The organism is Psychrobacillus sp. PGGUH221 (genome assembly GCF_042055255.1).
Lineage (GTDB): Bacteria > Bacillota > Bacilli > Bacillales_A > Planococcaceae > Psychrobacillus.
The window spans coordinates 116,830-142,497 of sequence record NZ_JAQMHQ010000003.1; the positions used below are offsets into that span (position 1 = coordinate 116,830).

27 protein-coding genes are annotated in these 25,668 nt (G+C 35.4%); 18 read left to right on the forward strand and 9 right to left on the reverse strand.

All coding sequences use genetic code 11. The features are described from left to right. Positions 1 to 3: 3 nt before the first annotated feature. The 4 genes from odhB (at position 4) to PGC35_RS06460 (ending at position 4,671) form a co-directional block, all read left to right on the forward strand. A complete protein-coding gene (gene odhB / locus PGC35_RS06445) occupies positions 4 to 1,248 on the forward strand; it encodes a 2-oxoglutarate dehydrogenase complex dihydrolipoyllysine-residue succinyltransferase (protein WP_375218579.1) in 1,245 nt (414 codons plus the stop codon). 381 nt (positions 1,249 to 1,629) lie between these two features. Then, on the forward strand, positions 1,630 to 1,827 hold the full coding sequence (locus PGC35_RS06450) for a DUF6501 family protein (RefSeq protein ID WP_053589618.1): 198 nt from the start codon (positions 1,630 to 1,632) through the stop codon (positions 1,825 to 1,827). An 87-nt stretch (positions 1,828 to 1,914) separates the two neighbouring features. Continuing rightward, entirely contained in the window at positions 1,915 to 2,778 is an 864-nt protein-coding gene (locus tag PGC35_RS06455) for an AAA family ATPase (protein ID WP_275787020.1), read from the forward strand. 9 nt (positions 2,779 to 2,787) lie between these two features. Beyond that, positions 2,788 to 4,671, forward strand: a complete 1,884-nt coding sequence (locus PGC35_RS06460) for a vWA domain-containing protein (RefSeq protein ID WP_375218580.1) — start codon at positions 2,788 to 2,790, stop codon at positions 4,669 to 4,671. Between the two features lie 51 nt (positions 4,672 to 4,722). Here PGC35_RS06460 and PGC35_RS06465 read toward each other — a convergent pair whose 3' ends face one another. From PGC35_RS06465 to PGC35_RS06475, 3 genes are all read right to left on the reverse strand, one after another. Next, entirely contained in the window at positions 4,723 to 5,907 is a 1,185-nt protein-coding gene (locus PGC35_RS06465) for a toxic anion resistance protein (protein ID WP_375218581.1), read from the reverse strand. Beyond that, positions 5,879 to 6,556: a 5-bromo-4-chloroindolyl phosphate hydrolysis family protein gene (locus tag PGC35_RS06470; protein ID WP_375218582.1), complete on the reverse strand. Its 678-nt coding sequence runs from the start codon at positions 6,554 to 6,556 to the stop codon at positions 5,879 to 5,881. The genes PGC35_RS06465 and PGC35_RS06470 overlap by 29 nt, the downstream gene beginning before the upstream one ends. 79 nt (positions 6,557 to 6,635) lie before the next feature. Then, the gene (locus PGC35_RS06475; protein ID WP_056829750.1) at positions 6,636 to 6,917 is read right to left on the reverse strand and encodes an acylphosphatase; all 282 of its coding nucleotides are present in this window, start codon (positions 6,915 to 6,917) and stop codon (positions 6,636 to 6,638) included. Positions 6,918 to 7,077: 160 nt separating this feature from the next. Between PGC35_RS06475 and PGC35_RS06480 the strand changes: the two genes are divergently transcribed. The 3 genes from PGC35_RS06480 (at position 7,078) to PGC35_RS06490 (ending at position 8,708) form a co-directional block, all read left to right on the forward strand. Beyond that, positions 7,078 to 7,356 carry a DUF1033 family protein gene (locus PGC35_RS06480; RefSeq protein WP_375218583.1) on the forward strand — a complete coding sequence of 93 codons (279 nt, stop codon included), beginning with the start codon at positions 7,078 to 7,080 and terminating at the stop codon, positions 7,354 to 7,356. Positions 7,357 to 7,547: 191 nt separating this feature from the next. Next, positions 7,548 to 7,748 (forward strand): cold-shock protein, encoded by a 201-nt coding sequence (locus tag PGC35_RS06485; RefSeq protein WP_053589611.1) that lies wholly within the window; start codon positions 7,548 to 7,550, stop codon positions 7,746 to 7,748. A 135-nt stretch (positions 7,749 to 7,883) separates the two neighbouring features. After that, positions 7,884 to 8,708 (forward strand): STAS domain-containing protein, encoded by an 825-nt coding sequence (locus PGC35_RS06490; RefSeq protein WP_375218584.1) that lies wholly within the window; start codon positions 7,884 to 7,886, stop codon positions 8,706 to 8,708. Positions 8,709 to 8,755: 47 nt separating this feature from the next. Here PGC35_RS06490 and PGC35_RS06495 read toward each other — a convergent pair whose 3' ends face one another. After that, positions 8,756 to 9,394 (reverse strand): hypothetical protein, encoded by a 639-nt coding sequence (locus PGC35_RS06495; RefSeq protein ID WP_375218585.1) that lies wholly within the window; start codon positions 9,392 to 9,394, stop codon positions 8,756 to 8,758. 100 nt (positions 9,395 to 9,494) lie between these two features. On the opposite strand from PGC35_RS06495, the gene PGC35_RS06500 reads away from it, so the two are divergent. Together PGC35_RS06500 and PGC35_RS06505 are read left to right on the forward strand one after the other, a co-directional pair. After that, the gene (locus PGC35_RS06500) at positions 9,495 to 9,977 is read left to right on the forward strand and encodes a YkvA family protein (RefSeq protein WP_375218586.1); all 483 of its coding nucleotides are present in this window, start codon (positions 9,495 to 9,497) and stop codon (positions 9,975 to 9,977) included. 130 nt (positions 9,978 to 10,107) lie between these two features. Beyond that, entirely contained in the window at positions 10,108 to 11,373 is a 1,266-nt protein-coding gene (locus tag PGC35_RS06505; protein WP_375218587.1) for an S-adenosylmethionine decarboxylase related protein, read from the forward strand. A 57-nt stretch (positions 11,374 to 11,430) separates the two neighbouring features. Here PGC35_RS06505 and PGC35_RS06510 read toward each other — a convergent pair whose 3' ends face one another. From PGC35_RS06510 to PGC35_RS06520, 3 genes are all read right to left on the reverse strand, one after another. Further along, positions 11,431 to 13,026, reverse strand: coding sequence for an ABC-F family ATP-binding cassette domain-containing protein (locus tag PGC35_RS06510; protein WP_375218588.1), 1,596 nt, complete (start codon positions 13,024 to 13,026; stop codon positions 11,431 to 11,433). Between the two features lie 335 nt (positions 13,027 to 13,361). After that, complete coding sequence (locus PGC35_RS06515; RefSeq protein WP_375218589.1) at positions 13,362 to 14,075, reverse strand: collagen-like domain-containing protein; 714 nt, start codon at positions 14,073 to 14,075, stop codon at positions 13,362 to 13,364. A 58-nt stretch (positions 14,076 to 14,133) separates the two neighbouring features. Further along, positions 14,134 to 16,173, reverse strand: a complete 2,040-nt coding sequence (locus tag PGC35_RS06520) for a PKD domain-containing protein (protein ID WP_375218590.1) — start codon at positions 16,171 to 16,173, stop codon at positions 14,134 to 14,136. Between the two features lie 314 nt (positions 16,174 to 16,487). Between PGC35_RS06520 and PGC35_RS06525 the strand changes: the two genes are divergently transcribed. From PGC35_RS06525 to PGC35_RS06560, 8 genes are all read left to right on the forward strand, one after another. After that, on the forward strand, positions 16,488 to 16,907 hold the full coding sequence (locus PGC35_RS06525; protein WP_375218591.1) for a hypothetical protein: 420 nt from the start codon (positions 16,488 to 16,490) through the stop codon (positions 16,905 to 16,907). A 134-nt stretch (positions 16,908 to 17,041) separates the two neighbouring features. Continuing rightward, the gene (locus PGC35_RS06530) at positions 17,042 to 17,377 is read left to right on the forward strand and encodes a hypothetical protein (RefSeq protein ID WP_375218592.1); all 336 of its coding nucleotides are present in this window, start codon (positions 17,042 to 17,044) and stop codon (positions 17,375 to 17,377) included. Positions 17,378 to 17,414: 37 nt separating this feature from the next. Beyond that, positions 17,415 to 17,993 (forward strand): SCO family protein, encoded by a 579-nt coding sequence (locus PGC35_RS06535; protein ID WP_375218593.1) that lies wholly within the window; start codon positions 17,415 to 17,417, stop codon positions 17,991 to 17,993. Between the two features lie 16 nt (positions 17,994 to 18,009). Next, positions 18,010 to 18,747 carry a hypothetical protein gene (locus tag PGC35_RS06540; RefSeq protein ID WP_375218594.1) on the forward strand — a complete coding sequence of 246 codons (738 nt, stop codon included), beginning with the start codon at positions 18,010 to 18,012 and terminating at the stop codon, positions 18,745 to 18,747. Between the two features lie 34 nt (positions 18,748 to 18,781). Further along, the gene (locus PGC35_RS06545; protein ID WP_053589599.1) at positions 18,782 to 19,072 is read left to right on the forward strand and encodes a hypothetical protein; all 291 of its coding nucleotides are present in this window, start codon (positions 18,782 to 18,784) and stop codon (positions 19,070 to 19,072) included. A gap of 18 nt (positions 19,073 to 19,090) precedes the next feature. Further along, a complete protein-coding gene (locus PGC35_RS06550) occupies positions 19,091 to 19,399 on the forward strand; it encodes a hypothetical protein (protein ID WP_053589598.1) in 309 nt (102 codons plus the stop codon). Then, complete coding sequence (locus PGC35_RS06555; protein ID WP_375218595.1) at positions 19,396 to 23,040, forward strand: multicopper oxidase domain-containing protein; 3,645 nt, start codon at positions 19,396 to 19,398, stop codon at positions 23,038 to 23,040. The genes PGC35_RS06550 and PGC35_RS06555 overlap by 4 nt, the downstream gene beginning before the upstream one ends. A gap of 69 nt (positions 23,041 to 23,109) precedes the next feature. Then, positions 23,110 to 23,817, forward strand: coding sequence for a hypothetical protein (locus tag PGC35_RS06560; protein ID WP_375218596.1), 708 nt, complete (start codon positions 23,110 to 23,112; stop codon positions 23,815 to 23,817). A 78-nt stretch (positions 23,818 to 23,895) separates the two neighbouring features. On the opposite strand, the gene PGC35_RS06565 is transcribed toward PGC35_RS06560, so the two are convergent. Continuing rightward, positions 23,896 to 24,222: a hypothetical protein gene (locus PGC35_RS06565; protein ID WP_375218597.1), complete on the reverse strand. Its 327-nt coding sequence runs from the start codon at positions 24,220 to 24,222 to the stop codon at positions 23,896 to 23,898. Between the two features lie 467 nt (positions 24,223 to 24,689). Here PGC35_RS06565 and PGC35_RS06570 point away from each other — a divergent pair, with 467 nt between their 5' ends. After that, entirely contained in the window at positions 24,690 to 24,812 is a 123-nt protein-coding gene (locus PGC35_RS06570) for a YjcZ family sporulation protein (protein WP_082355197.1), read from the forward strand. 428 nt (positions 24,813 to 25,240) lie between these two features. Here the strand turns inward: PGC35_RS06570 and PGC35_RS06575 are convergent, their stop codons facing one another. Then, on the reverse strand, positions 25,241 to 25,660 hold the full coding sequence (locus PGC35_RS06575) for a universal stress protein (RefSeq protein ID WP_056829781.1): 420 nt from the start codon (positions 25,658 to 25,660) through the stop codon (positions 25,241 to 25,243). Positions 25,661 to 25,668 lie beyond the last annotated feature (8 nt).

The following is a 25,668-nucleotide window of genomic DNA, read 5'->3' on the forward strand; positions in this document are numbered from 1 at the left end:
AAAGTGGCAGAAATTATTGTTCCAGAATTAGCAGAATCGATTACAGAGGGTACTATTGCACAGTGGTTAAAACAACCTGGTGATACAATTGAAAAAGGTGAGTTTATCGTTGAGCTTGAAACTGATAAAGTTAACGTTGAAGTAATTTCAGAAGAAGCTGGTGTTGTTAGTGAATTATTGTTTGCAGAAGGCGATACAGTACAAGTTGGGCAAGTAATTGCTATTGTAGGAGCTGGTTCAGGCTCTGCAGCTCCAGCAGCACCAAAACCAAGTGCTGAAACAAAAGCGTCAGAAGCTCCTGCTTCTACACCATCTGAAGCGCCAAAAGCAGCAGAAGTTGTTGAAAACAATAATGAACAAGACCGTACTATTGCTAGTCCGGCTGCACGTAAACTTGCTCGTGAAAAAGGTATTAACTTAAGTGAAATTTCTCCGGTAGACCCTATGGGACGCGTACGTGTTCAAGATGTTGCAGCACACGGTTCTGCTCCTGCAAAAGCGGCAACACCTGCTCCAACGCCTGCAAAAGCAGCTGGACAAGAAGATGATGGGCGTTTTACTCGCGAGAAAATGTCTCGCCGTCGTCAAACAATCGCTTCTCGTTTATTGGAAGTTAGACAAAGCACTGCGATGTTAACTACTTTCAATGAAATTGATATGACTAACGTGATGGCTTTACGTTCTCGTAAAAAAGATAAATTCTTTGAAGAAAACGATGTTCGTCTTGGATTTATGTCATTCTTCACAAAAGCTGTAGTAGCAGCACTTAAAAAATATCCTTATGTGAATTCTCAAATTGATGGGGATTATATTGTAAAAAACAATTTCTATGACATTGGTATCGCAGTTTCTACGGAAGGCGGTTTAGTTGTTCCAATCGTACGTGATGCAGATCGTAAAAACTTTGCTGAGATTGAGGGTAATATTGGAGAACTTGCTAAAAAAGCTCGTGATAACAAATTAGCACTTTCTGATATGTCAGGTGGTTCATTTACAATTACAAACGGTGGAGTATTTGGTTCATTATTATCAACTCCTATTCTTAATGGTACACAAGTAGGTATCCTAGGAATGCATACAATTCAAAAACGACCAATCGCTGTTGGCGATGAAGTTCAAATTCGCCCAATGATGTATGTGGCACTATCGTATGACCACCGAGTAATCGATGGAAAAGATTCCGTTGGATTCTTAAAAACAGTAAAAGAACTTCTAGAAAACCCAGAAGACTTAATGTTAAATTCTTAATTAGTAATAAAATGCAGACTCTCATTTTTGAGGGTCTGTATTTTTTTGCGCCAATATTCGATTGTAGGGGTCAGTGAAAATTCTATTTTATAGGTAGAGGGAAAGACTCATGAGGGCACTGAAAAAGTCTAACAGTATGTGAACGACAAGTTGTTCACATAGTCGAATTTTATTTTGGACCCGTTAATTTCCTATTCAGGCGGACGCGTTCCGCCGGCATGGCTTCAGCCGCTTCCCTAGCTACGCTCAGTCCAGGGTCTTCACCTCATGCTATTCCGGCTGGAGTCGCCGCTTGAAACGAAAATCAACTATTATCCGTATTACTTTCGTTTGAAATCTTCTGTGCACCATCGTATACTATAATATAAAGGAAGTGGTTATATGATACATACTAATTGGGCAACAAAGCCAACACTTAAGACGGTAAAATGTGTTCATACAGATGCAAAAAAATTCTTAGTGAGTAACGTTCTTACTGTTGGAAACACATATGAAGTCAAAAATGAAACAGAAGAATTTCTATTTGTCATTGACAATACAGGAAAAGTTGGCGGCTATTATAAAGAATATTTTCAATAAGAGAAAATAATTATGTTAAATGTATGTAGGAGTCTGACAAAAAAGCCGGTGGAAACATCGGCTTTTTTTACATAAGGAGAATTAGAAATGATTAATGTCATCGAACAAGAAAGACAGAATAGATTGCAGAGAACTCATAATGATGGAGACAAGCAATTAATCGGTGAAGGTGGCTATATGTCACCAAATGAACATTTGCTAGAAGATGTATTACTAGCTGTGACATTAAAAAAGCCGGTATTACTAAAAGGTCCTACAGGTGCAGGAAAGACCAAATTGGCTGAAACAATATCTGCATTTTTTCAACAGCCAGTGCAAAGCATTAATTGTTCAGTTGATTTAGATGCGGAAGCATTACTTGGATTTAAAACGATTGTTTTAAAAGAAGGACTTAACTCGATTGAATTTGTGGAAGGGCCAGTTCTCGAAGCAATGAAAAAAGGACATATATTATATATTGATGAGATCAACATGGCAAAATCCGAAACTTTACCTATACTACATAGTGTATTGGATTACAGACGAATGTTAACCAATCCGTTTACTGGTGAAGTCATAAAAGCACACCCTGATTTTTCGGTTATTGCTGCAATCAATGAAGGGTATATAGGTACTACACCAATGAATGAGGCATTAAAGAATCGATTTGTATCCTATTCTATTCCCTATATCTCAGGAGAACTTCTTGAAAAACTATGGATGGATCTTTTTCCAAATTCATCTAAAGAATTGCATGTTTTAATGTTAAATTTAGCAGAAGATCTGATGAATCAAGTGAAACAAGGGTTATTATCAGAAGAGGCGGCTTCGATTAGAAGTATGCAATATGCTATGGAACTAGCTGAATATATTGATCCAATGAGGGCAATCACCTATGCAATTGCAGAAAAATTAGAGGACGATCAAGAGAAAAAGCTTGTAATAGAATTAGCCTCTTCTTGGATGAAGTGAGGGATATAGATGCCTTCTATAGATCGTTTTATACAATTTAATAATGAAACTATTGATGCAAGGCAGTTAATGCATTATGAAAATGTCGCCAAGGCTTTAACTTCAAATTCAATGTTAATGGTAAAAGAGCGTAAGTTAATGGAATTTCAACCAGAAGAGCAGTCTTTGTCAATTAGTGTGTTTTGGAGACATCGTGAAGAAAGCCTAATGAATGCTGGTAGAATGTCTGATATCTATTTACTTGCTGAGGGATTTTGGAAAGATTTCAACCTCCATATATGGAGAGATTACAAAGAAAATCAGCCAGTAACATTTTCAAAATGGATGGATCAATTAGTGTTTTGTTTAGAAGAATTTCGCTTAATTGAAAAAATCCAGAAAAAAAGAGTTGGAACGATTAAAGTATTTGAGAAAAGAATTCAAATGTACTTGTCATTTCATAAACAACAACTAGTTGTAAATAGTCAAAAAGGCTTTTTAGCTGATGCTTTTATTAGTTACTTATATGTTTGTCTTTACGAAGGTACTATGCGTGTAACAGGGCCTGAATTATTTCATAAAGCAAATAGTATTATTCAGAAAGCTTATGAAAATAGCCATACACAATCTTCCATTAGTATGGTATATGAATTTTTTTATCTATTTATGGATGATTTAAAAGAAGATACGATTCATGAATATTATTCGATTATTTCAAGTTCCAATTTACGAGAATCTGATTTTCATTACCATAAAGGTGTGAAAAATTCTGAAACAGGGGAAGAGGAATCGAAAAAAACGATTGAAGAGGTATTTAGAAGTTGGCACCGAGAAAATGAAGATGAAAAAGGACTTCATTTACAATTTGAATTGGAACATGGAAGAGATGGGAAAACTGATCAACGTATAGCCACAGAAGAAGGGCAAGAAGGACATGATATTACAGAAATAGGGAAAGGGCAATCTACTGGTAGCACAGCTGAGCTTAATAGTGACAATCTTTCTTTAAAGGGTTCTGATTCTCTAAAAAAAGCGGGTACTGCTTTTGGTAAAGAGAATGTTCATGTAGTGTATGATGAAAAACGAATAATTACAAATTCTATCGCTCAAGATAATAGATTATTGGAAAATTACCGACAAGAACAAGCACCTTATGTAAAAGCATTTGTTGATGAGATGAAAAAGCGGATGGAACAAAAACAAATAGCTAAGCGTGAGAATTTATCAAAAGGTAGGCTTTCATCAAAACTGTCCGTTTTTTGGACAGAAGAACGACCAAAACCATTTTATAAAAAAACTGCACCAAGCACACAATTAAACGCAGTATTCGGCTTGCTAGTAGATGGTTCCGCATCTATGCAAGACAAGCTTGAAGATACGAAAAAGGCAGTACTACTATTTCATGATGTATTAAGGAAACTACAAATTGCACATGAAATTGTACTACATTACGAAGATGCATATGAAGCATCTGAGTCAAAACAGCCGAACACATTTGAATGGATTCATAAATTGGAAGACGGACAACAAGATAATGGATTAGATATTCTTTCCATAAATGCACATGAGGATAATCGCGATGGATTCGCTTTAAGGTGGATGGGTAAAAGACTAGAACATAGACCGGAGCATCATAAATTTTTGCTTATGTTTTCTGATGGAGAACCTTCCGCATTTGGATATGCCCAAAACGGAATAATGGATACAGCAGAAGCAGTAGTAGAGCTTGAAAGAAAGAATATAACAGTATTACATTTATTTTTAAATGATGCAGATGCAACCGAAGAACAATTAGAGCTGTTCCGCTTAATCTTTGGGAAAAAAACTGCAACCGCTTCCTCATTAGAAAAATTCTCGGAAGATACTTTAAGAATATTAAAAAAAATACTACATCATGTAGTAAAGAGTTCATAAAAAACCGCCTTTTTTGAAGGCGGTTTTGTTTTGAGTATAACTCGTTAGTTGTTAATTCTTTTGAGATTGTTCTGCAATTAATAGGAGACGTTGTTTTAATTCTTCCTCCATACGACCGATTTCAATTTCTGCAGCTTTTCGTTTGACTCTGCCGTCTGCTTGAATACGAATTGTTTCTTCAATTGTTTGTAAAAGGTTTTCTTGGGTTTTCTTCAATGTGTCAATTTCAACAATACCACGTTCATTCTCTTTTGCTGTTTCAATACTATTCACTTTTAGCATCTCTGAGTTCTTTAAAAGTAAATCATTTGTAGTTTTTGTCACTTGTTTTTGAGCTTCTACGGCTTTTGCTTGACGATTGAGTGTTAACGCAATCGCAATTTGGTTTTTCCAAAGAGGAATAGAGGTCATAATTGACGATTGTATTTTTTCAGCTAACGTTTGATTGGTTTGTTGTATCATACGAATCTGTGGAGCACTCTGGATGGTAATTTGTCTTGATAATTGTAAGTCATATACTCTTTTTTCTAATCGATCTAAAAACTGCGCCATATCGTTAACTTCCTGATAAGCCATTTGATCATTGGAAGCTTCTGCTTTTCTACGAAGTTCTGGAATTGTATTATTAATAATCTCTTCTTTTTTTAATTCCGCTGCAGCAATATATACATTTAATGCTTGGAAATAGGTTTTATTTTGCTCATAAAGTTTGTCCAGCATATGAACATCTTCTATAAGTCCTCGTTTGGAATGTTCTAACTGTATACCAATTCTATCAATTTGAGTACTTAACTTTTGATATTTTGTCATCATTTCCTGAACAGAGCGACTAACTCGATTAAATAATTTTTTGAGTCCTGATTTCTTTTGTGTAGTTAATTCTTCTGGATTTATTTCAGAAAGCTTATTCATTAAATCCCCTAAAATATCTCCTACAGGACCAATATCTTTCTTTTGAACATGATCAAGCATTTGATGGGAAAAACGAGAAAGTTCAGTTTGTGCATTAGCCCCATATGTTAATATAGCCTCATAATTTCCAGCAGGAATTTGATCTGCCAATTGCTTCGCTTTTTGCTTTTCAACTTCAGATAAACGATCAATTAGTTTTGTTGGAGCTTGTTCTCCAGAAGTAGTTGTTACTGGCTGTTCTTGAGGCTTTGCCATTTCAAATGGACTTTCTAATAATTCATCCATTAAGAAATCATTATTTGTATTCGATAGTTTTTCGGTCATTTTCTGATTCTCCTTTTAAATATAAAGGTTGTTCTTTTTTGCCAACAGACAATTTAGCGAAATCCAATTCCATTTTTAAATGTTCAATATCTGTGGCGAGGACATCCTTTAAATCTTCCTCCATTTTAGAATTAATAGCTTGTAAAGTATCTCTCGTATCTTGTAGAGCGATTTTCATGTCATTGTTTTTAATAGGCTGACTTACTAATAACGTGTATTTCGAAGTAAGCTCAACTGCTGAGTCTAAATGTGCATAGAAAAAGTTCTCAGCATGATAAAATTTCTTTGGATTTGCTTTAACCAATGAAATAATTCGTTTTGCAAGTCGAGTCATTTCGAAAAGTTGTTTAAATGAACTTATGGATCTAACCTTTAAGTATAGGCTATTTAATGTACGAATTTTAACATTCGCCTCTTTTAACTGCTTTTGAATATGAAAATATTCCGAAACAGTCAGCTGGTGTTTTTTCATAATTCTTCTTTGTTGTAACTTTTTTATACTAAAATTTGATATAAAATAAATTCCAATAGCTAGAGCTGAACTAATAAGAAAACTTGTATCAAATGCAAAAAAGAAAATGAACCAAGATGTGATCATTATAGGTATATTTAAAAAATGTCGAATGAAAGTTTGGGCAACTTCAGTCATAATTTGTAACCTCCTTATATATACAATACATTATACGAATGGGAGACAAGAAGGTTTCATATAAAGAGTGAAAAGGGAATTATACAATATCTGTTTCCATTGTAGTATATCCAATTAAATCGTCAAAGAACTCAATTTCAAAAGAGTTGTTTTTCATAAAAGGAGACACGCCTTTTTGAATAAATTGAATGAATTCTTCCATACTCTTTGTATTCCCTTCAATGTCTATCATTATGTCTTTCTCGTTATTTTGCTTGCACTGCCCTTTTAGTCCAAGAGATTGAGCCTTTTGTTTAACTAAAAAACGAAAACCCACACCATCTACATCACTCCGCATAATAATATGTGCTCGTTTATTCAAAAAATCTTCCCCTTTGAGATGTATAATAACTTGTACATTTTACTTAACTGAAAATTAAAGGATTTTCAATTTATTAATGTTCTGAATAAGTCATTTGAGTAGACTTTCTTAGAGATAGCAGTAAAATATGAAATAACAATATATGTTAGAAGGCGATTAAATGATTGAAATTATTTATATGAAAGCAGATTACGAACCTTGGTATGAATTTGATGGTTGGGAAGAGCATATAGTAGAACTGGTTTCATTTAAAGAAGAAAATGAGGCACTTGAATTTTTAAATAAGAAACTGGAGGAATTTAGACGAAATTTCCCTTTTGAAAAAGTAAAAAGAGATAAATATTGGGCATTTTGGTCAGTAAAAGAACAATGTTTTTGTGATTCATGTGACGAGGATCTCCAAATTTACCATGGTATCATTTGGAATGATCTTCGATAAACGATTTTGAATTATAAAATTATTTGTTGACTAAATTTATCCAACTGATATAATTTAAATAACAATTCATAGTGAGAAGCCGGTTTTGAAATTCACATATCCTATGTAGTGATCGATGTGATGTCGGTACTTCATGGAATATGTGAATTTTTGTTTTTCACATATTGATTAATACTTTTGGAGGTAATAGAATGAAACAAGGTACTGTAAAATGGTTCAACGCTGAAAAAGGATTTGGATTTATCGAAGTAGAAGGCGAAAATGATGTATTCGTACACTTTTCAGCTATTCTTGGAGAAGGCTTCAAATCACTTGAAGAAGGTCAAAAAGTAGAATTTGAAGTAGTTGAAGGAAACCGCGGACCTCAAGCTGCAAACGTAACAAAACTATAATAATAGAAGAGAAGCTCATCATTTCGATGGGCTTCTTTTTTTTTGTAAAATTTATTTATAGTTTATGTTTAAAGATTGCTTAAAAGGGGAAAAGAGAATTCTTGAAAGTATTAATAATTTCTGGGGGGAAATGATTTGGAAAAGGTACTTATAGATGAGGATATAAAAGGGTATTTTAATAAACATAAACAAGATTTTGAAAACCAATTATTGAGTCACGCAGTAAATGTAAGAGATAAAATAAACGACATCTTAAGGGTTGGTGAAATTGACCTTATTAATAATGCACACAAACTAATTAATTTTATCCTTGAAGGCGATAAACAAACAGAACTTAAGTTATTTGCAAAACAAGAAGGAATCGCGTGGGCAACACATTCCTTAACTTTATCTTTTAAACTGGAATGGGTACAAGCGATTCGCAGGACCCTTTGGAGCTTCATGCAGGAACTTAACAAGGAAAAGCAAAAGTTCGATTTAGATTCAATATTCTTATTGGAAAAACAACTCAATAATCAAATTGATGACTTTTTAAATTCATTCTTTATTAACTATTCAACATTTAAGGATGCATTACTTTTATCTCAAAGGGAAGTAGTTGAAAACTTATCTGTTCCAATTATTCCGATAACACCAACTATATGTATACTACCTTTAATTGGAACAATGGACTCATTTAGAACGACTATTCTAGAGGAAAAGGTTTTAACAGAGATTAATAGACTTCATATACAAATATTAATTATTGACTTATCAGGCATAGCTGAAATGGAAAACAAAGTTATTGAAAACCTAATGAAAACTATATACGGTACTTCCATGATGGGATGTCGCACAATTATTACTGGCTTGCGTCCAGATGTTGTTAGACAAATGATTAAACTAGGGATTAATTTTGATAAAGAAACAAAAACTTTTGGTACTTTACAACAAGCTTTAAATGAATTCTTAATAAAATAATTGATCACATAGAAGAAGCTAATCTAATTATGATCAGCTTCTTTAAATTATATTAACTTTTCAAATGTAGAAGTGACGATTACTTCTGCTTCATCTGAAACCATAATAAATTCTCTTTTAATTTCTCCATAGTCTTTTACTAAGAACTTTCGAGTAATATTTCCCTGTTCTTCCTTTTTTTCTATTACAATAACATTTTCAAAGGTTTGGAATTCTGTTTCTACAGTTTCTTTAGTAGAAACAATTTCCCAATCATTGAATCGTGTACCCACCTCAAGTGGAGCAGCTAAATATATATCAATTACTTGCATAGATTCCAATTCTTTAAAAGAAGGTATAACAGGATCATATGCTTCTCCGATTTCTGAGAGCAGACCGATATTGTCTTTTGTAATCCGGTAAATTCTTTGAACAATGGTACCACCATTATCTTCATACGTTACGACGTAGTTTTCATATGGATGTTGTGTTTGCAAAGTGTAAGAGGCATATTCATTTCCTTCACCTTTAAAATTTGCAATAGTTTGATCTTCTTGGAAAAATTCAGCTAAGGTTTTATATTGAATTGTAGTTTCATTTTCTGTACTAGTGGTTGGGTCGTTATTAAGTTCAATGATTTCTTCCTCATTCGGTTGGCAAGCAATAAGAAAAAGAAATGGTATTATTAGAAAAAGTAATCTTTTCATTTTAACCCTCCTATATTTGTTAAAATAGTCGCTTACAAGAGCTGTAATGTTTCAAAATAATTGTTTTTTGGTATAGTAAAATGAGAGAGGGGAGATTCTAATGAGCTTTGAACTAAAAAAAGATATACCAGCTTATGAGGAACAGAAAGATTTTTATGAAAAGTTACGTGTAAAAATGACGGATTTCTTAGAAAGTAAAACAGGAAAAGCGAGTAAATTCGCTCCCTATTTATTATTTGCTCCTGATCTTTTTCATTTATTAGTTAAAGCAATGGTCGATAATCGTATTGATACTAAAAGTAAGACTTTGATTGGTAGTGGAATATTATATTTTATTACTCCAATCGATGTGTTGCCAGAAGGTTTAGTTGGTCCAGGTGGCTTTATTGATGATATTATTGTTGCCACGTTTGTAATTAATATGTTATTAAATAAATTTTCCCCTGACATTATTGAAGAGCATTGGGCAGGGGATCATAAGTTGTTAGATGCTTTAAAGAAAATATCTGAGTCAAGTAATTCGTTGCTCGGTAAGCTTCCTGCAAGATCTTTGCTTAGCAGATTGTTGAAGACTTCAAAATAATCATAATAGAAATGACTTTAAATTTTCTCGTGAATTTAAAGTCGTTTTTTATTTAGGAATCTATAAGTCGTTTGTCTAAACTCTATTAATTTTATCTCATATATTAATAAAAAATATACGAGGTGGTAGAGTGAATTTTAATCATACAGTGATATCAATACTAGGGAGTAGTGGAGGGGTTGCAAAATCCATACTCTCTGTTTTAAATCAGTCGGTGAGTGATACAGAGGATCCAATTCATTGTCATATAAAGCATAGTAAGATTCATTTAATTGATCAAAATCAAAGAGAGGAATGCTATTTTACAAATTTGTTTCCTAATTTAATGAACCAATTCGAAATCCATCAATTTGATTTAAATGATATTAATTATTTTAGGAATCATCTTAAACAATCGATGACAACTGTAGTTATAGATGTTTCTCGTGCAGATACTGTTAAAATGCTTGAAATTTGTGATCAATTAGGTATTAAATATGTAAACACAGCACTAGAGAATACAATAATTGATGGAGATGAAGAGCAAGACGAAAGATTTGGGTTAATTGAGCGATTAAATATTCTAGAAAAGAAGAAAGATTTATTAAATAATTCCACTTCTATAATTGGTTCTGGAATGAATCCAGGTGTAGTGCAATGGATGGCAATCGAGTTACTAAATATGCATGCATCAGAAGGTAAAGCTCTTGGTTGTTATATTGTTGAACATGACAATACATTTTATAAAAACAATAAAATAGCTAAAGAGAATGTCATTTACACTACTTGGTCTCCAGAAAGTTTTTTAGATGAGGCTATATTAAACTATCCTATGTTTATGAAGCAACACACTCCCCATTTCTTATATGAAAAGGTTTATAATATTGAATATAAGGTGAAGTTAGGGGACAAACAGTTTTATGGATGCTTAATGCCGCATGAGGAAGTACTCACATTAGGAAAGCAATATGATTTTGAGTGTGGCTTTTTATATAAGGTAAATGACCATACAACAGAGTTAATCCGTTCGAATATAGATGAATTGCATAAGCTTTGGAGTTTGGAAAAGAAAGTATTGGATCCTCTCGAATCGCCTTTAATTGGAGAAGATTTAATTGGCGTGCTTCTAGTTTATGAGGATAAAGAATGTTTTATATACAATATAGGAAATAATAATGAGATTTTAAAGAAATTCAAAACGAATGCAACCTACTTTCAAGTAGCTTGCGGAGTTTATGCATCATTAGCAGTATTGCTTTTAGACCAAATACCAAAAGGTTCGTATTATGTTGATGAGCTATTGTTGAAAACGAGTAATCATTATGGCAAATATCTTTCCTATTATATGACTGATTTTGTAATAGGTGAAAATAATCAATCAGATGGACTTTTACATCAAAGACTAAATAGACCATAGTAATAAAAAAAGGGTATTCTCATTCGATAAGTATCGAATAAGAATACCCTATTATTTTTATTGTTGTTCTTTCCAATCCAAATATTCATCATATGATAACTGCTTATCTAAGATTGAACCGTCTTCTTTAATTTCAATAACACGATTTGCAATCGTTTGAATGAATTGATGGTCATGAGATGTAAATATCATTGCGCCTTTAAATGCTATTAGTCCATTATTTAATGCTTGAATTGATTCGAGATCCAAATGGTTCGTTGGCTCGTCAAGAAGCAGAACATTTGATTCGGATAGCATCATTTTAGATAACATACAGCGAACTTTTTCTCCTCCTGAGAGGACAGATGGTTTTTTCTTCACTTCTTCACCAGAGAATAACATACGTCCTAAAAATCCTCGAAGGAATGTTTCACTTTCGTCCTCAGGAGAGTACTGGCGTAACCAATCTACAAGTGTAGCTTCGCTGCCTTCAAAATATTTAGCATTGTCGAGAGGGAAGTATGCACGTGAAGTAGTTACACCCCAACGAATGGAGCCTTCTTGTGGTTCCTCCTCTTCAGCAAGAATTCGAAGTAAAGCAGATTTAGCTAATTCATCACCAATAAGAATAATTTTGTCATCTTTATTCATAGTGAAATTTATTTGAGAAAATAATTTTTCTCCCTCAAATGTGTACCCCAAGTCCTGAACTTGAAGAACATCATTACCGATTTCTCGTTTCATCGCAAAGTTTACATATGGATACTTACGTGAAGAAGGCTTGATATCATCTAGTTCAATTTTATCTAACATTTTTTTACGAGAAGTTGCTTGTTTTGATTTGGAAGCATTTGCACTAAATCGAGCAATAAATGCCTGTAGTTCTTTAATTTTCTCTTCTTTTTTACTATTCTGATCTTGCGACATTTTAAGGGCAAGTTGACTTGACTCATACCAGAAATCATAGTTACCAACATAAACTTGAATTTTACTAAAGTCTAAATCAGCAATGTGTGTACATACTTTGTTTAAGAAATGTCGGTCATGGGACACAACAATAACTGTGTTCTCAAAATTAATAAGAAAGTCCTCTAACCACTTTATAGCTTTAATGTCTAAATGGTTTGTTGGCTCATCCAGTAAAAGAACATCTGGCTTACCAAATAATGCTTGAGATAATAACACTTTTACTTTTTCAGAACCAGTTAACTCAGACATTTTCTTTTGATGCATGCTATCTGGAATTCCTAAACCTTGTAAAAGGATAGCTGCTTCGGATTCTGCTTCCCAGCCATTCAAATCAGCAAATTCGCCTTCCAATTCAGCTGCTCGCATGCCATCTTCATCGGAAAAGTCTTCTTTCATGTATATAGCATTTTTTTCATTCATTACTTCATATAAACGTTTATGACCCATTATTACTGTTTCTAAAACAGTATATTCCTCGTACTCAAAGTGATTTTGTTTTAAAATCGCTAGACGTTCATCAGGGTTCATAATTACGTTACCCTCTTGAGGCTCTATTTCCCCAGAGAGAATTTTTATAAATGTTGATTTTCCTGCTCCATTAGCACCGATTAATCCATAACAGTTACCTGGAGTGAATTTTATATTTACGTCTTCAAATAACTTACGGTCACCAAAACGAAGACTAACATTACTTACTGCAATCATACTCGTACCTCCTAAATTCACAATGCTCTTATTATAGCATGGAATTTAAACAAAATAAATAATCCCTTTATTTAAAGGGATTCAAGTTAATTAGCCGAGTGACTTTGACTAGTAATTAATCAGGATTATAAACGACTTTCTGGCACATAAGAGAAAGTAGGGCCTTAGAATAAAATTGTTACGGAGGTAAAGGAGAGGCACAAGAGATAAAAGATACGCAGAATAGGTAATCCAAGTTATTACTACAAAAAGAGTTTTTTAGTTTCTATTGAATTTATAGAAAAAAAGCTACAAATATCGCCTATTAGCTGTAAGTGTAGCTTTTAAATTTTAATTTATCCAACTTGTATAATTAATAATGTTGCCAATCTATAACTAAAACCTTCCTGTAATTCTGCAACTAGCTTAACAATGTCTCCTTCCAATAAAGAAAATAATTCAGTGGAAGTTAGAGTAGTAGAAGTAGTAGATTGTGTCGTTGATGATGCTACCTTAACAGCATCATTGATTTTGATTTGAAACTTTGAAGGAATGTTCGTTTCATCATTTGTTTCCAATATTACTTTATAGCTAATTTGATATACCCCAGCTTTTGCCACCGCAAGGCCATCACGTTTTAATTCAACATCTTGTAATGGACCAGCAATGATAAATTTCACATCACCAGATACAAAACTTTCAGATTCGGAATAGGCAAAGCCATAAGCTGAATCTAAGGTGCCGGCCGGTCCTCGTTCTCCTCTTGGTCCTGGAGGGCCATGTTCCCCTTTTAATCCTGGAGGACCTTGTTCACCCCTTGGTCCTGGAGGCCCTCCACTAGGTCCTGGAGGGCCATCATAGCCTCTTGGTCCTCTTAGTCCTTCTGGTCCTTGTTTACCACGTCCTGTATCTCCTTTTGGTCCTCTTGGTCCTGGAGGGCCTTGTTCCCCTTTTGGCCCTGGGGGACCTTGTTCACCCTTTGGTCCTGGAGGGCCTTGATATCCTCTTGGTCCTCTTGATCCAAGTTCGCATTCACAATACTTCTCGTTGCATTTTGGACATTGATCCATGCGATCTTCTCCTTTCTTTATTAAACTAGTTTAGAATAGCCGAATTTCTCTATTTATCCTAATTACGAATATTGAGTGGGATATTATTGAGTGTTCCACCCGAGCTAGATTGAATCGAAATTGCTCTTGTTTCATCAGGTTGTACGGTAGATCCTGCTACTCGATACTCCCATTCTCCAAGCGTATCTACTGACACTTGTGAGAGTAGACGACCTCCCGACACATTACCGATATAGATGGAAATGATGACTTCAGGACCAGTCACATTCGATGTTCCAGTAATTCGCCATTCAGTATCCCCAGTTCGAAATTCTGCTCGAGTCACAGTAAGGTTTTCGGGGAAGCTTGTTATTTGGATGTCGTCAGACGAAGTGCCTCCAGGACCACTCACGGTTAATCGGAAAGATAGGGTTGTTGATTGTGCAGGAAAGGTAAAGGTAGCTGTTGATGTGTTCGCATTGGTTAACTGAACCGGAAACCCAGAGATTTGTTCCCATTGATAGCTTGTAACACTGCCCGTTGCATTCCCCGCCAACGTTACGACTGATCCTATTGGAACGGTTTGATCCGGTCCTGCAATTGCAATAGGTATTGGTGCAAATTCTATTACTGAAACATTCACTGTGTCTCTGGATGGGCCACCTTCACCGTCAACAGTTAATTCAAATACAAGAGTTGTAGTTGAATTAGGTGCTATAAAGGTTGGTGTTGGAGTATTACTTCCTGTTAATGTAATTGGTGTACCTAAAAGCTGAGTCCAACTGAAAGATGTAATAACTCCAGTCGAGTTAGATCCGTTAAGGGTAACCGTAGAACCGAAAATGACTGTTTCATCTTCACCGGCATTGGCTGCTACAGGAATCGGACCATCTGGTGACCCTGTTACAGTTACCGGAATAGAACTTTTTCCTCCTGCGGTTGAGTTAATGGTCACAATGGCTGGTGCAAAAGTGAGATTTGTCGTACTAATCCCATCTGATGGAATGATTATTTCACCAAAGCCAAAGTCTGCTATTGATAAAATAGGTGCACCAATTGAATCGCTAGATGTAGCGGTGATAATAAGGTCTTGAGTATTCGTGTCATAGTTTGCTGATGCGGTAATAAAGTCAACTGGGACAAATTCTTTTATACTGTTAGGATTATCACTTAAATTAGTAACTGTAATAGTACTGGGAGGACGTGCCCCGGTATAACGAAGACGAGTAAAATATTGGCCGTCGCTACCTTGTAATAATGTAGAGTTAAAACCGGTTCCAGTAACATTAATAGTTTGAGCTGTATCGTCAGAGGTAGCGAATACATCTAACAATCCGCCTAAACTTTCGTTTTGTGTGTAAGTAGCTCTTGTTACATCAACCCCAGAAATTGTTGAGATTTTTCCTAATAACGTAAAGTTGTTCGTTTCAATACAGTTATCTCCGTTAATTCCTGGGGTAGTTGAACGATCTGGTGAGCCGATCCCGATTCCGGGACCTTCAATACGAAAATAGTTTTGAGGCTGACCGAATCGATCAGTAAATAAACTTCCGACAATTGGATGTAAAACAGCAGGGTTGCCAATATATCCTCCAGGGGCACTTGGTGCTACCGACGGATCCCATTGTAAGAAAGGATGCACACGACTATTCAGTGCAAGATGAAACTCGCCACCATTTAATCCTCCAATATCTTCAGTAAAATTAATTTCTCCGAAGCCCTCTCCATCTGGTTCAGCGATGAATGTGTCGACTCCATAAGGGTGTGTAACCGTATATTCTACATTTGGCAGTAATCCTGCAACACGAATACGAACTCTACCAAACACAACCTGCTCATCGTCTCTTGGAACTTCATTTACAAATGCAGCTTCCAATGCCAAAACGAGCCTAGCTCTTTCACCCGTACCCGTTGTCATTTCTGCCTCGGCCTGCATATAAAAAGCCTCTCCTGGATAATTATTTGGGAAAGAGACTGGTTGTGATGGATCTGGTAAATCAGCAGGAGTGATACCTGAGAATGGATCAGTAGGGTCAACGTTTAGTTGAAGCCGTAAACCATTTTCATCTTTATACCATATAGGAAATCCATCAAAAGCGTTAATCGGTCCAACTTCCATAAAATACCTCCCGAATAATAGTAAATAGCATAATAGATTTAGTATTTAAAACAAAGAAAAACTTTTCTTATTCCTCTCTTTATATTAGTAGAATAAAGTGTTTTCGAGTGTTTCCAGTTCTAAGTATATTTATTATGCTTTTAGTCCTCACATATAACGTGAAACTGTACATAGTGTATGAACAATGGATAAAAAGAGTTAAAGAGGTGACTGCTGATCTGTCAGACTGCCTACTAGCTTATATCTCAAAGAGTTTTATATTGGACACGTTTCGTTTTCTTCCAATATTACATAACGTATGTAGAGGTGGGGCTATGGAACATACTAAAATCTTGCTTTTCCTATATTTAGATGTCTGTTTAATTATTGGTTTTTATATGTACTTACGAAAAATCAAGAAACTTATTGGTTTTCAATTAGGGATGAATATTAGTGTTGTTATGGGAGGCATGATTTCTTTATTATTCGGTGTACTTCTAATAATCCAATTTCCTTTTCATTTCACATTAATTACCATTATAGCCACGTCGTTAGGAATGATAACGGGGGGATCATTTGGAAAGTTATTCGATTATCAAACATTTGTGACAGGCTTAACAAATGGAATGCTCGTAGGGTTGATGTCGCCGATGATTGGAACAGTATTAGAAATGCCAACCGTGTTTGTTTGGTTCATGCATATTATTTTTGTTTTAAGTTTAATGACAATTATTATTTCAATAAAAAGGTCGTGATGTAATCCTTGTTAATCATCATGATGTTATTTACGTGGAATCTAATTGAATTAGGCTTTGTTTATAGAATTTTCAAAAAGAAACATTGGATTTTCGATGATCGATTTATTAAGACAATGTGTATGGCCATAACCATGAGTTCTTCATTGGTCTTAGCACTTTATCTTGAACTATTGCTTCCTTCCATAGAAAGAATTTTTTCTCTTCTTCCAGTAGTAATTGGATTATTCATTGGATGGAAATTTAGTGCAATCATGAAGGCTCCTGCTACACTGATTGGTATTTATAATGGCGCAATGGGCGGAGTAATGGGGACAATGCTAGGAGCTGTTCTAAAAAATCCTGCACTATGCAATATTCCGATAGAGTCAGAAACGATGATTGCAACAAATATGTATAGTATTACTATTTTTGCTGCTTGTCTTCATGCGCTCATAAGTCATTTCATCCGTTATTCGTTTAAAGTGTAAAAATACTCTTTTCACAATAAGTTATTTGGAGGGACCAATGAAAGCATTTGTCAGTATATTGATATTAGTTATAGGTTTTATGGCATTCTTTTTCTTATGGCCAAAATCAATTGATTTACCAAATATTGGTGAAGTAAAAGAATGGAAACTGTCTGAAGTGAGTGGAAATGATTTGTCCATAGAGAAAAAACCAAAGCTTATTTCTTTCTACTATACTAATTGCCCGGATATTTGCCCTACCACCATGATGGACCTAATAAAATTGCAACAATTAATGAAGGAAAAGGGGATATCAGAAGATCAGTATATTATCCTATCTGTCACGCTGGATCCAGAATATGATACAAATAAGCGAATCCTGCAGTATAAAAATTTATTTGAGATATCAAGCACTAATTGGTTGTTTTTAAGAGGCTCAGAAGAAGATACTAAAGAATTAACTAATAACTTCGATTTTTACTATAAAAGAGATGAGAATGGATTTCTTACTCACTCCACCTCCATGTATATTGTAGATTCAAATGATCAAATTCGAGCTCATCATGACATGGCGATAGGTAATAAACGAGTAAATATAGAAGAAATTGCAAATCATTTACAACAGCTAATAAAGTGATTGGGGGAAATCATTTATGGATGAAGAGTTTGTGAAAATAGAAAAGATCACACAAGCAGAGGAACGATCGAAGAACCCTCCATCTTTTTCGTCACCTACAAGTGCAGTTTCTATAGAAGAAACAAGAATTCTTACAGAATTTAATAACCAGAAAAATTTATTTAACGTGGTCACTCAAGATGAAACACGCAGGAAGCCTCTTATTCTAAAACAATTTTTTAAAATGAAACGAAATCAAGAAGTAGTCGTTTCTTCTATTATCGAAAAAGATGCAAATATAACAACAGAAGGAAAAGTCGCAACGATTGGAAGAGATTTCATAATGCTAACGAACCTTAAAAAAAGGATTTGGATTCCTTATACTGCAATCGAAGCTGCAAACATCCCTTTCGGTTTTCCTTCCTATTCCAATCCCCATCAACACTTTATATATGATAACCAATTGCAGCAAAAGCTCGTTCTTCAATTTGGAAAAACAGTGGCTAAAAAGGATGCGCTAATTAGACAATTCTTTGAAGAATCTCTACGAACAAATCTTAATTCATGGGGTGGACTGTGGGTTGAAGTGAAGACAGGTGAGAAAATATTTGTGGGAAAAATAACGAAAACAACCAAAAAAGAGCTAATTCTTCATATGTTCAAAACAGAAAAGAAAATCTCACTAAACGAGATTCGATACGTCTCAACGGTTGGTCTTTTTCCTTTATGGAGTAATATATTGAAGTCATATTTAAATAAACTTGATATAAAATGAAGGGTTATGAAATTTAATTATAGGAGGCTTTATATTGGACCAAACGGAAGATAAATTATATTTGGAATTAAAAAAATGGATGGGAGAAGAAGTACTTGTAATTACAGAGGCAGTACAACTTAACTTATTGGGGCAAGTATTTCGTCCCGTTTTTTCAGGAACAATTTCTGACGTCCATCAAGGGCATATAACGCTGTCACCTGTCATTATCAAAATGGTGAATGCGCCTTTTTATAGATTTCCATTTCCACTTAGTATTCCACTTGAGCAGATTGTATCTTATTCAACTGAAGTACCTAGTGACTTGGTGTTCCCATTAGCATAATTGAGGAGGGATGCGTGAATGACTAACCAGAACAAAGCTAGTATAGTTAATGACTATCGAGAAGTAGCTCTAGTCAATCATTTTAGTAAAAATATTGGGCGAAGAGTGTTTATACTGACAGAATCATTTCCATTTATGTTTATCGGAAAAATTAAAGATGTACTTGGAGATATAGTCGTATTGGATGTGCAAACGACATCGGTACCTGCTTTAGAGGGGAAAGAATGGTACGTGCATATCGACTCAATTGATGTGTTCTATATTGAAACGGGGATTGGAGCAAAAATTCCACATTTAAAAGATAATTCGGATGGGGAAGAAATATGAAAAGAAGGTACCACGTAATAGCTATTCCAATTCGAATAGTTTTGAACTCATTTGGTGACCACAATCCAAATGGAATGATGTATGTATTAAAAGAGAATGAACAGAAAGTAAAAGAATTAGTCAAAAAAAATCCTTTCTCAACAGTTGATCTCGTTCAGCCTCTTGTAATCAGGGCGAATGAAGGAGAAACAGTGGAAATTTTACTCGAAAATAAACTGCCATTTAACATTGGGATGCATTTTCAGCAAGCGGAATATGAAGTGGACCGAGCTGACGGAGCGAACGTTGGGTTAAATAAAGATAGTACGGTAGCTCCTCTAGATTCCATTTTATATCGAATAAATGCTGTAAAAGAAGGAACGTATTATTTTTCTGATTTAGGAAATCCTTCTAGCGGTCAAAATGGTTCCAACTCAAATGGTCTGTTCGGAGCATTGTTTGTGGAGAAACGCTTTTCCTGGTGGACAGATCCTGAGACCGGGAAGCCGATGAATAGTGGAGTGTATGCTGATGTACATCATCCGCTTTTACCCTCATTCAGGGAATACGCATGGATATTTCATGATGAAATGGAAGTAGACGATTTAACGGGGAATCGACCAATCAATCATTTAACTAACCAAGAAGAGGAATCTTTTCATGGAGCTAATTATAGATATGAGCCGATAAACAGACGTCAACAACTAATTGCAGAAGGTGTTGTTGGTCCGAATACTGAGGGGGAAGAAGTCCATCATGATTCATGGGTATTTGGAGATCCATCCACGCCTATTTTGCGAGGTTATGTTGGAGACCCTGCAAAAATTCGAGTTATACACGGCGGTACGCAAGAAACGCACGTCTTTCATTATCACGTTCATCAATGGTTGAGCGATCCGCAAGACCTCAACTCGGAAATTATTGATTCACAATCTATTAGTCCTCAATCACATTATACTATTGAGCCTTTATATGGTTTAGGATGCTTACAAGGATCTTTTGGAGATGCTATTGTTCACTGTCATCTTTATCCACATTTTGCTGCTGGTATGTGGGGATTGAATCGTGTTTTTAATACACTTCAGGATGGAAGTCAGTGCTATCCAAATGGGGTTCCCATAAAATCTTTAAAGCCTTTGCCTGACCGAAAAACGCCTCCAAAGCCGACAAAAATAAAACCTGGATTCCCTAATTTTATACCCGGTAAAGTTGGGTTTAAGGCACCTCGCCCACCGCTTAGTATTAAAGGTGGGCGTGGACTAACAGAGTTAGAACGTCACGCTGCTATTAACAATCCTAGACCCGGAGCAGTATTTACAGATCCTTGCCCTGAAGGGACACCGGAGAAGGAATTTAACATCTCAGTAATCGAGCTGCCGATTATATACAATAAACAAGGTTGGCATGATCCAAAAGGAAGAATTTTTGTTCTCGACGAAGATCTAGAAGATGTTTGTTCGGGGAAAAAAGAACCAGAACCACTAGTGATTCACGCCTCAGCACATACTTGCTTTCACATTAATTTTATGAACAAATTACCCCACATTCTCGACGGAGATGCATTTCAGCTCGTCACAAGAACTTATGAAACTGGATTCCATATCCATTTTGTGAAATTTGATGTGCTTGTTAATGATGGAGCAAATGTCGGCTGGAACTATGATTCCTCAGTATTACCTGGAGAAACAATACAGTATTCCTATTACGCAGATGTTGAGTTAAAAGCATGGTTTTTCCATGATCATTTATATCCAAATGCTCATCAGCAACATGGAGTATTTGGATCAGGTGTAGTTCATCCGCGCTTCTCGAAATTCCTCGATTCAAGTTCAGGAGAGAAAGTCGATCATGGAACACAGATTACTACTGTCAATCCATTAATTCCTGATTATCGTGACTTTGCTTTATTTGTCCAAGATTTCACTATGCTGTTTGATAAAAATGGAAAACCACTCCAACCACCAAAATTTCCAGGTTCCGAAGATGACCCCGGACTATTTGGAGTAAATTATAAAAACGAGCCGCTGCAATTTCGTTTAGGACCTGACTGTGATCCAGCTTATTCCTTCAGTTCCTTCGTGAATGGTGATCCGATTACACCAATTTTTAAAGCATACGAAGGTGATCCGATTCGAATACGGCTACTTCAAGGAGCTCAGGAAGAATCACACAGTTTTAATGTTCATGGACTTGTCTGGCATAAAGAGAGAGGCAGTTTGAATTCTAAGTTAGAAGATCAACAGCATATCGGTATTTCAGAATCATTTACTCTGGAAACGTTTATCCCTCGAGCTGGAGATTACTTATGGGCATTCGAGACAGAAGAAGACTTATGGAATGGTCTTTGGGGACTGATTCGAGCATTTGACGAAAAAGTACCAGATTTAATTCCTTTATCAGATCGTCCAGAGCCATTAAAACGATCGAAGCCACTACCTGAATGTGAAGGAAAAAAGCCACCGCAAGCTGAAAATCCTGTTCCTCATAAGGATGAAAACGGACCAATTTGCTATTTTGACATTGTCGCTTTCCAACTACCTATTCCTTACAACGATTTCGGAGATCACGATCCACATGGAATTATTTTTTCATTAAAGGAAGATATGGATGATATATTAAAAGGCACAAAAAAGCCGGAACCTTTAATCATACGTGCCAATGTTGGTGATACAGTAGAAGTTACTTTAACGAGCATGTTGAAATTAGATCTATTCCCCTTCAAAGATGGAATATACCCTTATCCTGAAGTGAAAGAGCAAGCATTTTATCCTCCATCCTTGCGGATCTCGCTTCACCCTCAATTGATTCAGTATGATGTGAAAACTTCTGCAGGGGAAACAGTAGGTTTCAATGGAGACCAAACAGTTGGACCAGGAGAAAAAAGGGTGTACCGATGGTGGGTCGATTCTCAAGTAGGAGCTTGTGGGATGTGGGATATGGCGGATATTCGCAATCATAAATCACAAGGGGCATTTGGTGCCTTTATTGCAGAACCACGGGGAACGACATATCTGGACCCTTATACACTAAAGCCGGTTAAATCAGGAGCTAATGTTGTATTGCGCAATCCTTTCTTACCGGATATTAGAGAGTTTGTCATGATTATGCATGATGGAGTGAGACTGCTTGATAAAAACGATCAGGTTATTCTCGACCCAATTGATGGAATACTCTTGCCGCCGACAGATGCTGAAGAAGAAGTAGTTGACACGTATGATCAAGGATCGAGGGGCTTTAACTATCGAAGCGAACGATTAATCAACCGCTATAAACAACATCCGGTACTACATGAAGTATTTAGTTCACAATTGTTCGGGGATCCGGCAACCCCGTTGTTTGAATGCTATGCAGGGGAACCAGTGACAATTAGGCTAGTTACACCAGCGGAAAGACGAAGAACTCATACGTTTAATCTTCACGGTCACCGCTTTCGCTTTGACGTTACGGATATTAATTCTCGAACAGAATCATTCGTTGGATTCAACGTCGCAGGTGCTAAACGAAACTTAGAACTATTAGGCGGTGCCGGAGCTTATGGAAACTTCCCAGGTGATTATATGTACCGTTCAGGAAACATTCAATGGGATATAGAGCAAGGCATGTGGGGGATTATGAGAGTCCACGATGAGGAAAAAGAACACTTACCCCCGCTAGATCAATAGGTAATTAGGAGAGAAGAGAATTTTCTTCTCTTTTTTCTACATAAACACTAGGAGAAAGGTGGTGAGAAAATGGAAATAGAAAAGGATATGGATTGTTTAATACTTGAACAAGAACAAACTAAAGATTTATGTTTTCCAAAAGATTGTTGCCCCGAACGATTCCCTTCACCAAAACTTCCATCCCCAACGGACTGTCTACAACAAGGAGATCTTAAAAAACTTCAGGAAGAGATTAGAGATGCAAATGAACTTCTTTTGGATCTTGCTTTAGCTGATGAACGCCCTCCAGAGGAAACATTTCAAAAAGCTTTTGATGGTTTGATTGGTTTACGAGTTGAAATTACAAATTTGCTAGGTGAAAAAATCGAGGGAACCGTAAACTTAGCTGGATATAATTTTGTTGTCCTTCGAGAAGAAGAGATGATTATCATTTTTCCTTATAGTCAAATTGAAACAATCAAGCCCTATGGTCGGTTTGCAGAGCTTTACAATGACCCAGAACTGAGTGAGATAGATCCATGCTTCAGACGGGATTTAACATTTCACTTTGGTGAAATAGTTTCATCTTCCCCAGAATTGATTCATTTATTTTTTAGAATCCGTTTAAATATCTATTTACTTAATATGGAAGCTAAACGATTTCAAGTGAAAATAGAAGAATCACTAGTTGACGGAGTTCTTGTAGATGTAAATAAAGAAACGATTGTTTTAAAAATGGAAGAAGAAATAAACATCATCCCAATAGATAGGATCTCACTAATTACAATTAATTCTTAAATAAAAAAGTCAGCAAGTGAAATTTCACTTCACTTGCTGACTTATTTTTTGAAGAAAAAGGAAGTACAACTATCAAAACTAATGACTTGAGATTTGATGGTTAGAACTTGATAATTTAACATTTGCAATTAGTTCGATGGAAAAAATCCATGTTTTACCTTTCCTATGATGTCTTGTTTCAGACTCATTTAGTTTATTTTCTTCTGCTGGCGATTCCTGTGTTAACTCTTTGTCCAAATCTTGCAATGAATCCTCCACTATTTCATCTACTTGCACCTCAATAAAATTAGATCCAACAAAGACAATCATACCCTTAATTATATTCCCGTTATCAAACTCGAACTCAGCTTCGCGCCACAGTTGCTGACTTAGTCGGAAGTTAAGCCCACCTTGTAAACCAGCCAATCGGATTTTAAAATCAGTGCCGCATAAATCTTCACGGCAAAGGTTACAGTGACAAGTTCTGCAACATTCATTGTGGCAACACCGCTTGCATGAACAGTTTTTGTGTTCCAGGCAGTTTTTTTTGTTATGGCATGTTTTTTGGCAGTTACAATTCAAAGAATAATGTTTTTCCATTTATAATCCTCCTTTCCTCTTAATGTAGTAGCATATGAGTTTTCAGATGTAATAAATGGTTAGTAAACCTAAATCTGCATACACTCTATAAACAAAAGGAAGAGTGGATTTCTTAATTCGTTATGAAGTTGAAAAATGTTTTATGAAAGTAACAACCACAAGTAGAAGAGTGCCCATTAAAGCGTTCTAATTAAATACTCCGATATTAGGTAAATAACCTTATCAATTAACCTTATCAATTACATAATCTTTTCATAATCTATAAATAGTAATATGAAAGGAGGGGGTATAAGATGTCTGGATACGGTGGAAGTGGTGGATACGGCGGATACGGTAATAGTGGATCGGGCTTCGTGTTGATTGTTGTGCTGTTTATCTTACTAATTATTGTAGGAGCATCTTTTATTAAGTACTAACAAATTTGATGTACATTATTTGAATTGTTCAAGAGAGTTTCACTCTAACAAGTATTGCTCTTAATAGTAGTGGGCAATTTGTCTGTATTATCGTTTTTAGAGAGATGTTTCATTTTAATTAGTATAAAATAATATCGATACAAACCCATTTTGTATCTTCTCTTCAAAAAAATCGATCGCCTCTCCAGTGAGTTGGTCGATTTTTTGAATCGTTTAGCGGCAGCTATCTTATCTTTAGTTGTACATTTATCATAAAAAAATACACCTCCAATTGTTAGATCGTGTCTAACAATTGGGGTGTAATTCATGAAGAGGTGCTCTTTGACCTAATCACCCGTACATATTGCTGTGCATTTGCCGTTTTTTTGTTTTTATTAGTACTAAACTGGCCACATTAATTTGTATTCGTTACTCTTTTTCATAAGTATCTATTTTACGATAAGCGCAGGACAGTGAACACGTTTCATCACCTTATGGCTTACACTACCTAGCACCATTTCTTGTAGATTATTAAGACCTCTACTTCCTATAATAACAAGATCAACATTTTGTTCATTTGCTTGTTTAATAATTTCTGGTCCAGGAGTACCGTGGAGAATGGACACTTTGTATGCAATATTATTTTTCTTTAGCAGTTGTTCGATATGAAATAATTTTTGTCGACGAGTAACTTCCAAAGCTTCAGGTGAACCAACATGTAACATTTCTGTTTTTACTTTTTCGAAGTCTGCAACATAGACGACTTCAACAAACGATTCTTCTGTGCATCTTGCAATTTTGACCGCTTCCTTTGCAGCACGTAGAGCATTTTCAGAGCCGTCAGCTGCAAGTAAAATATGCTTATACATTAATATCC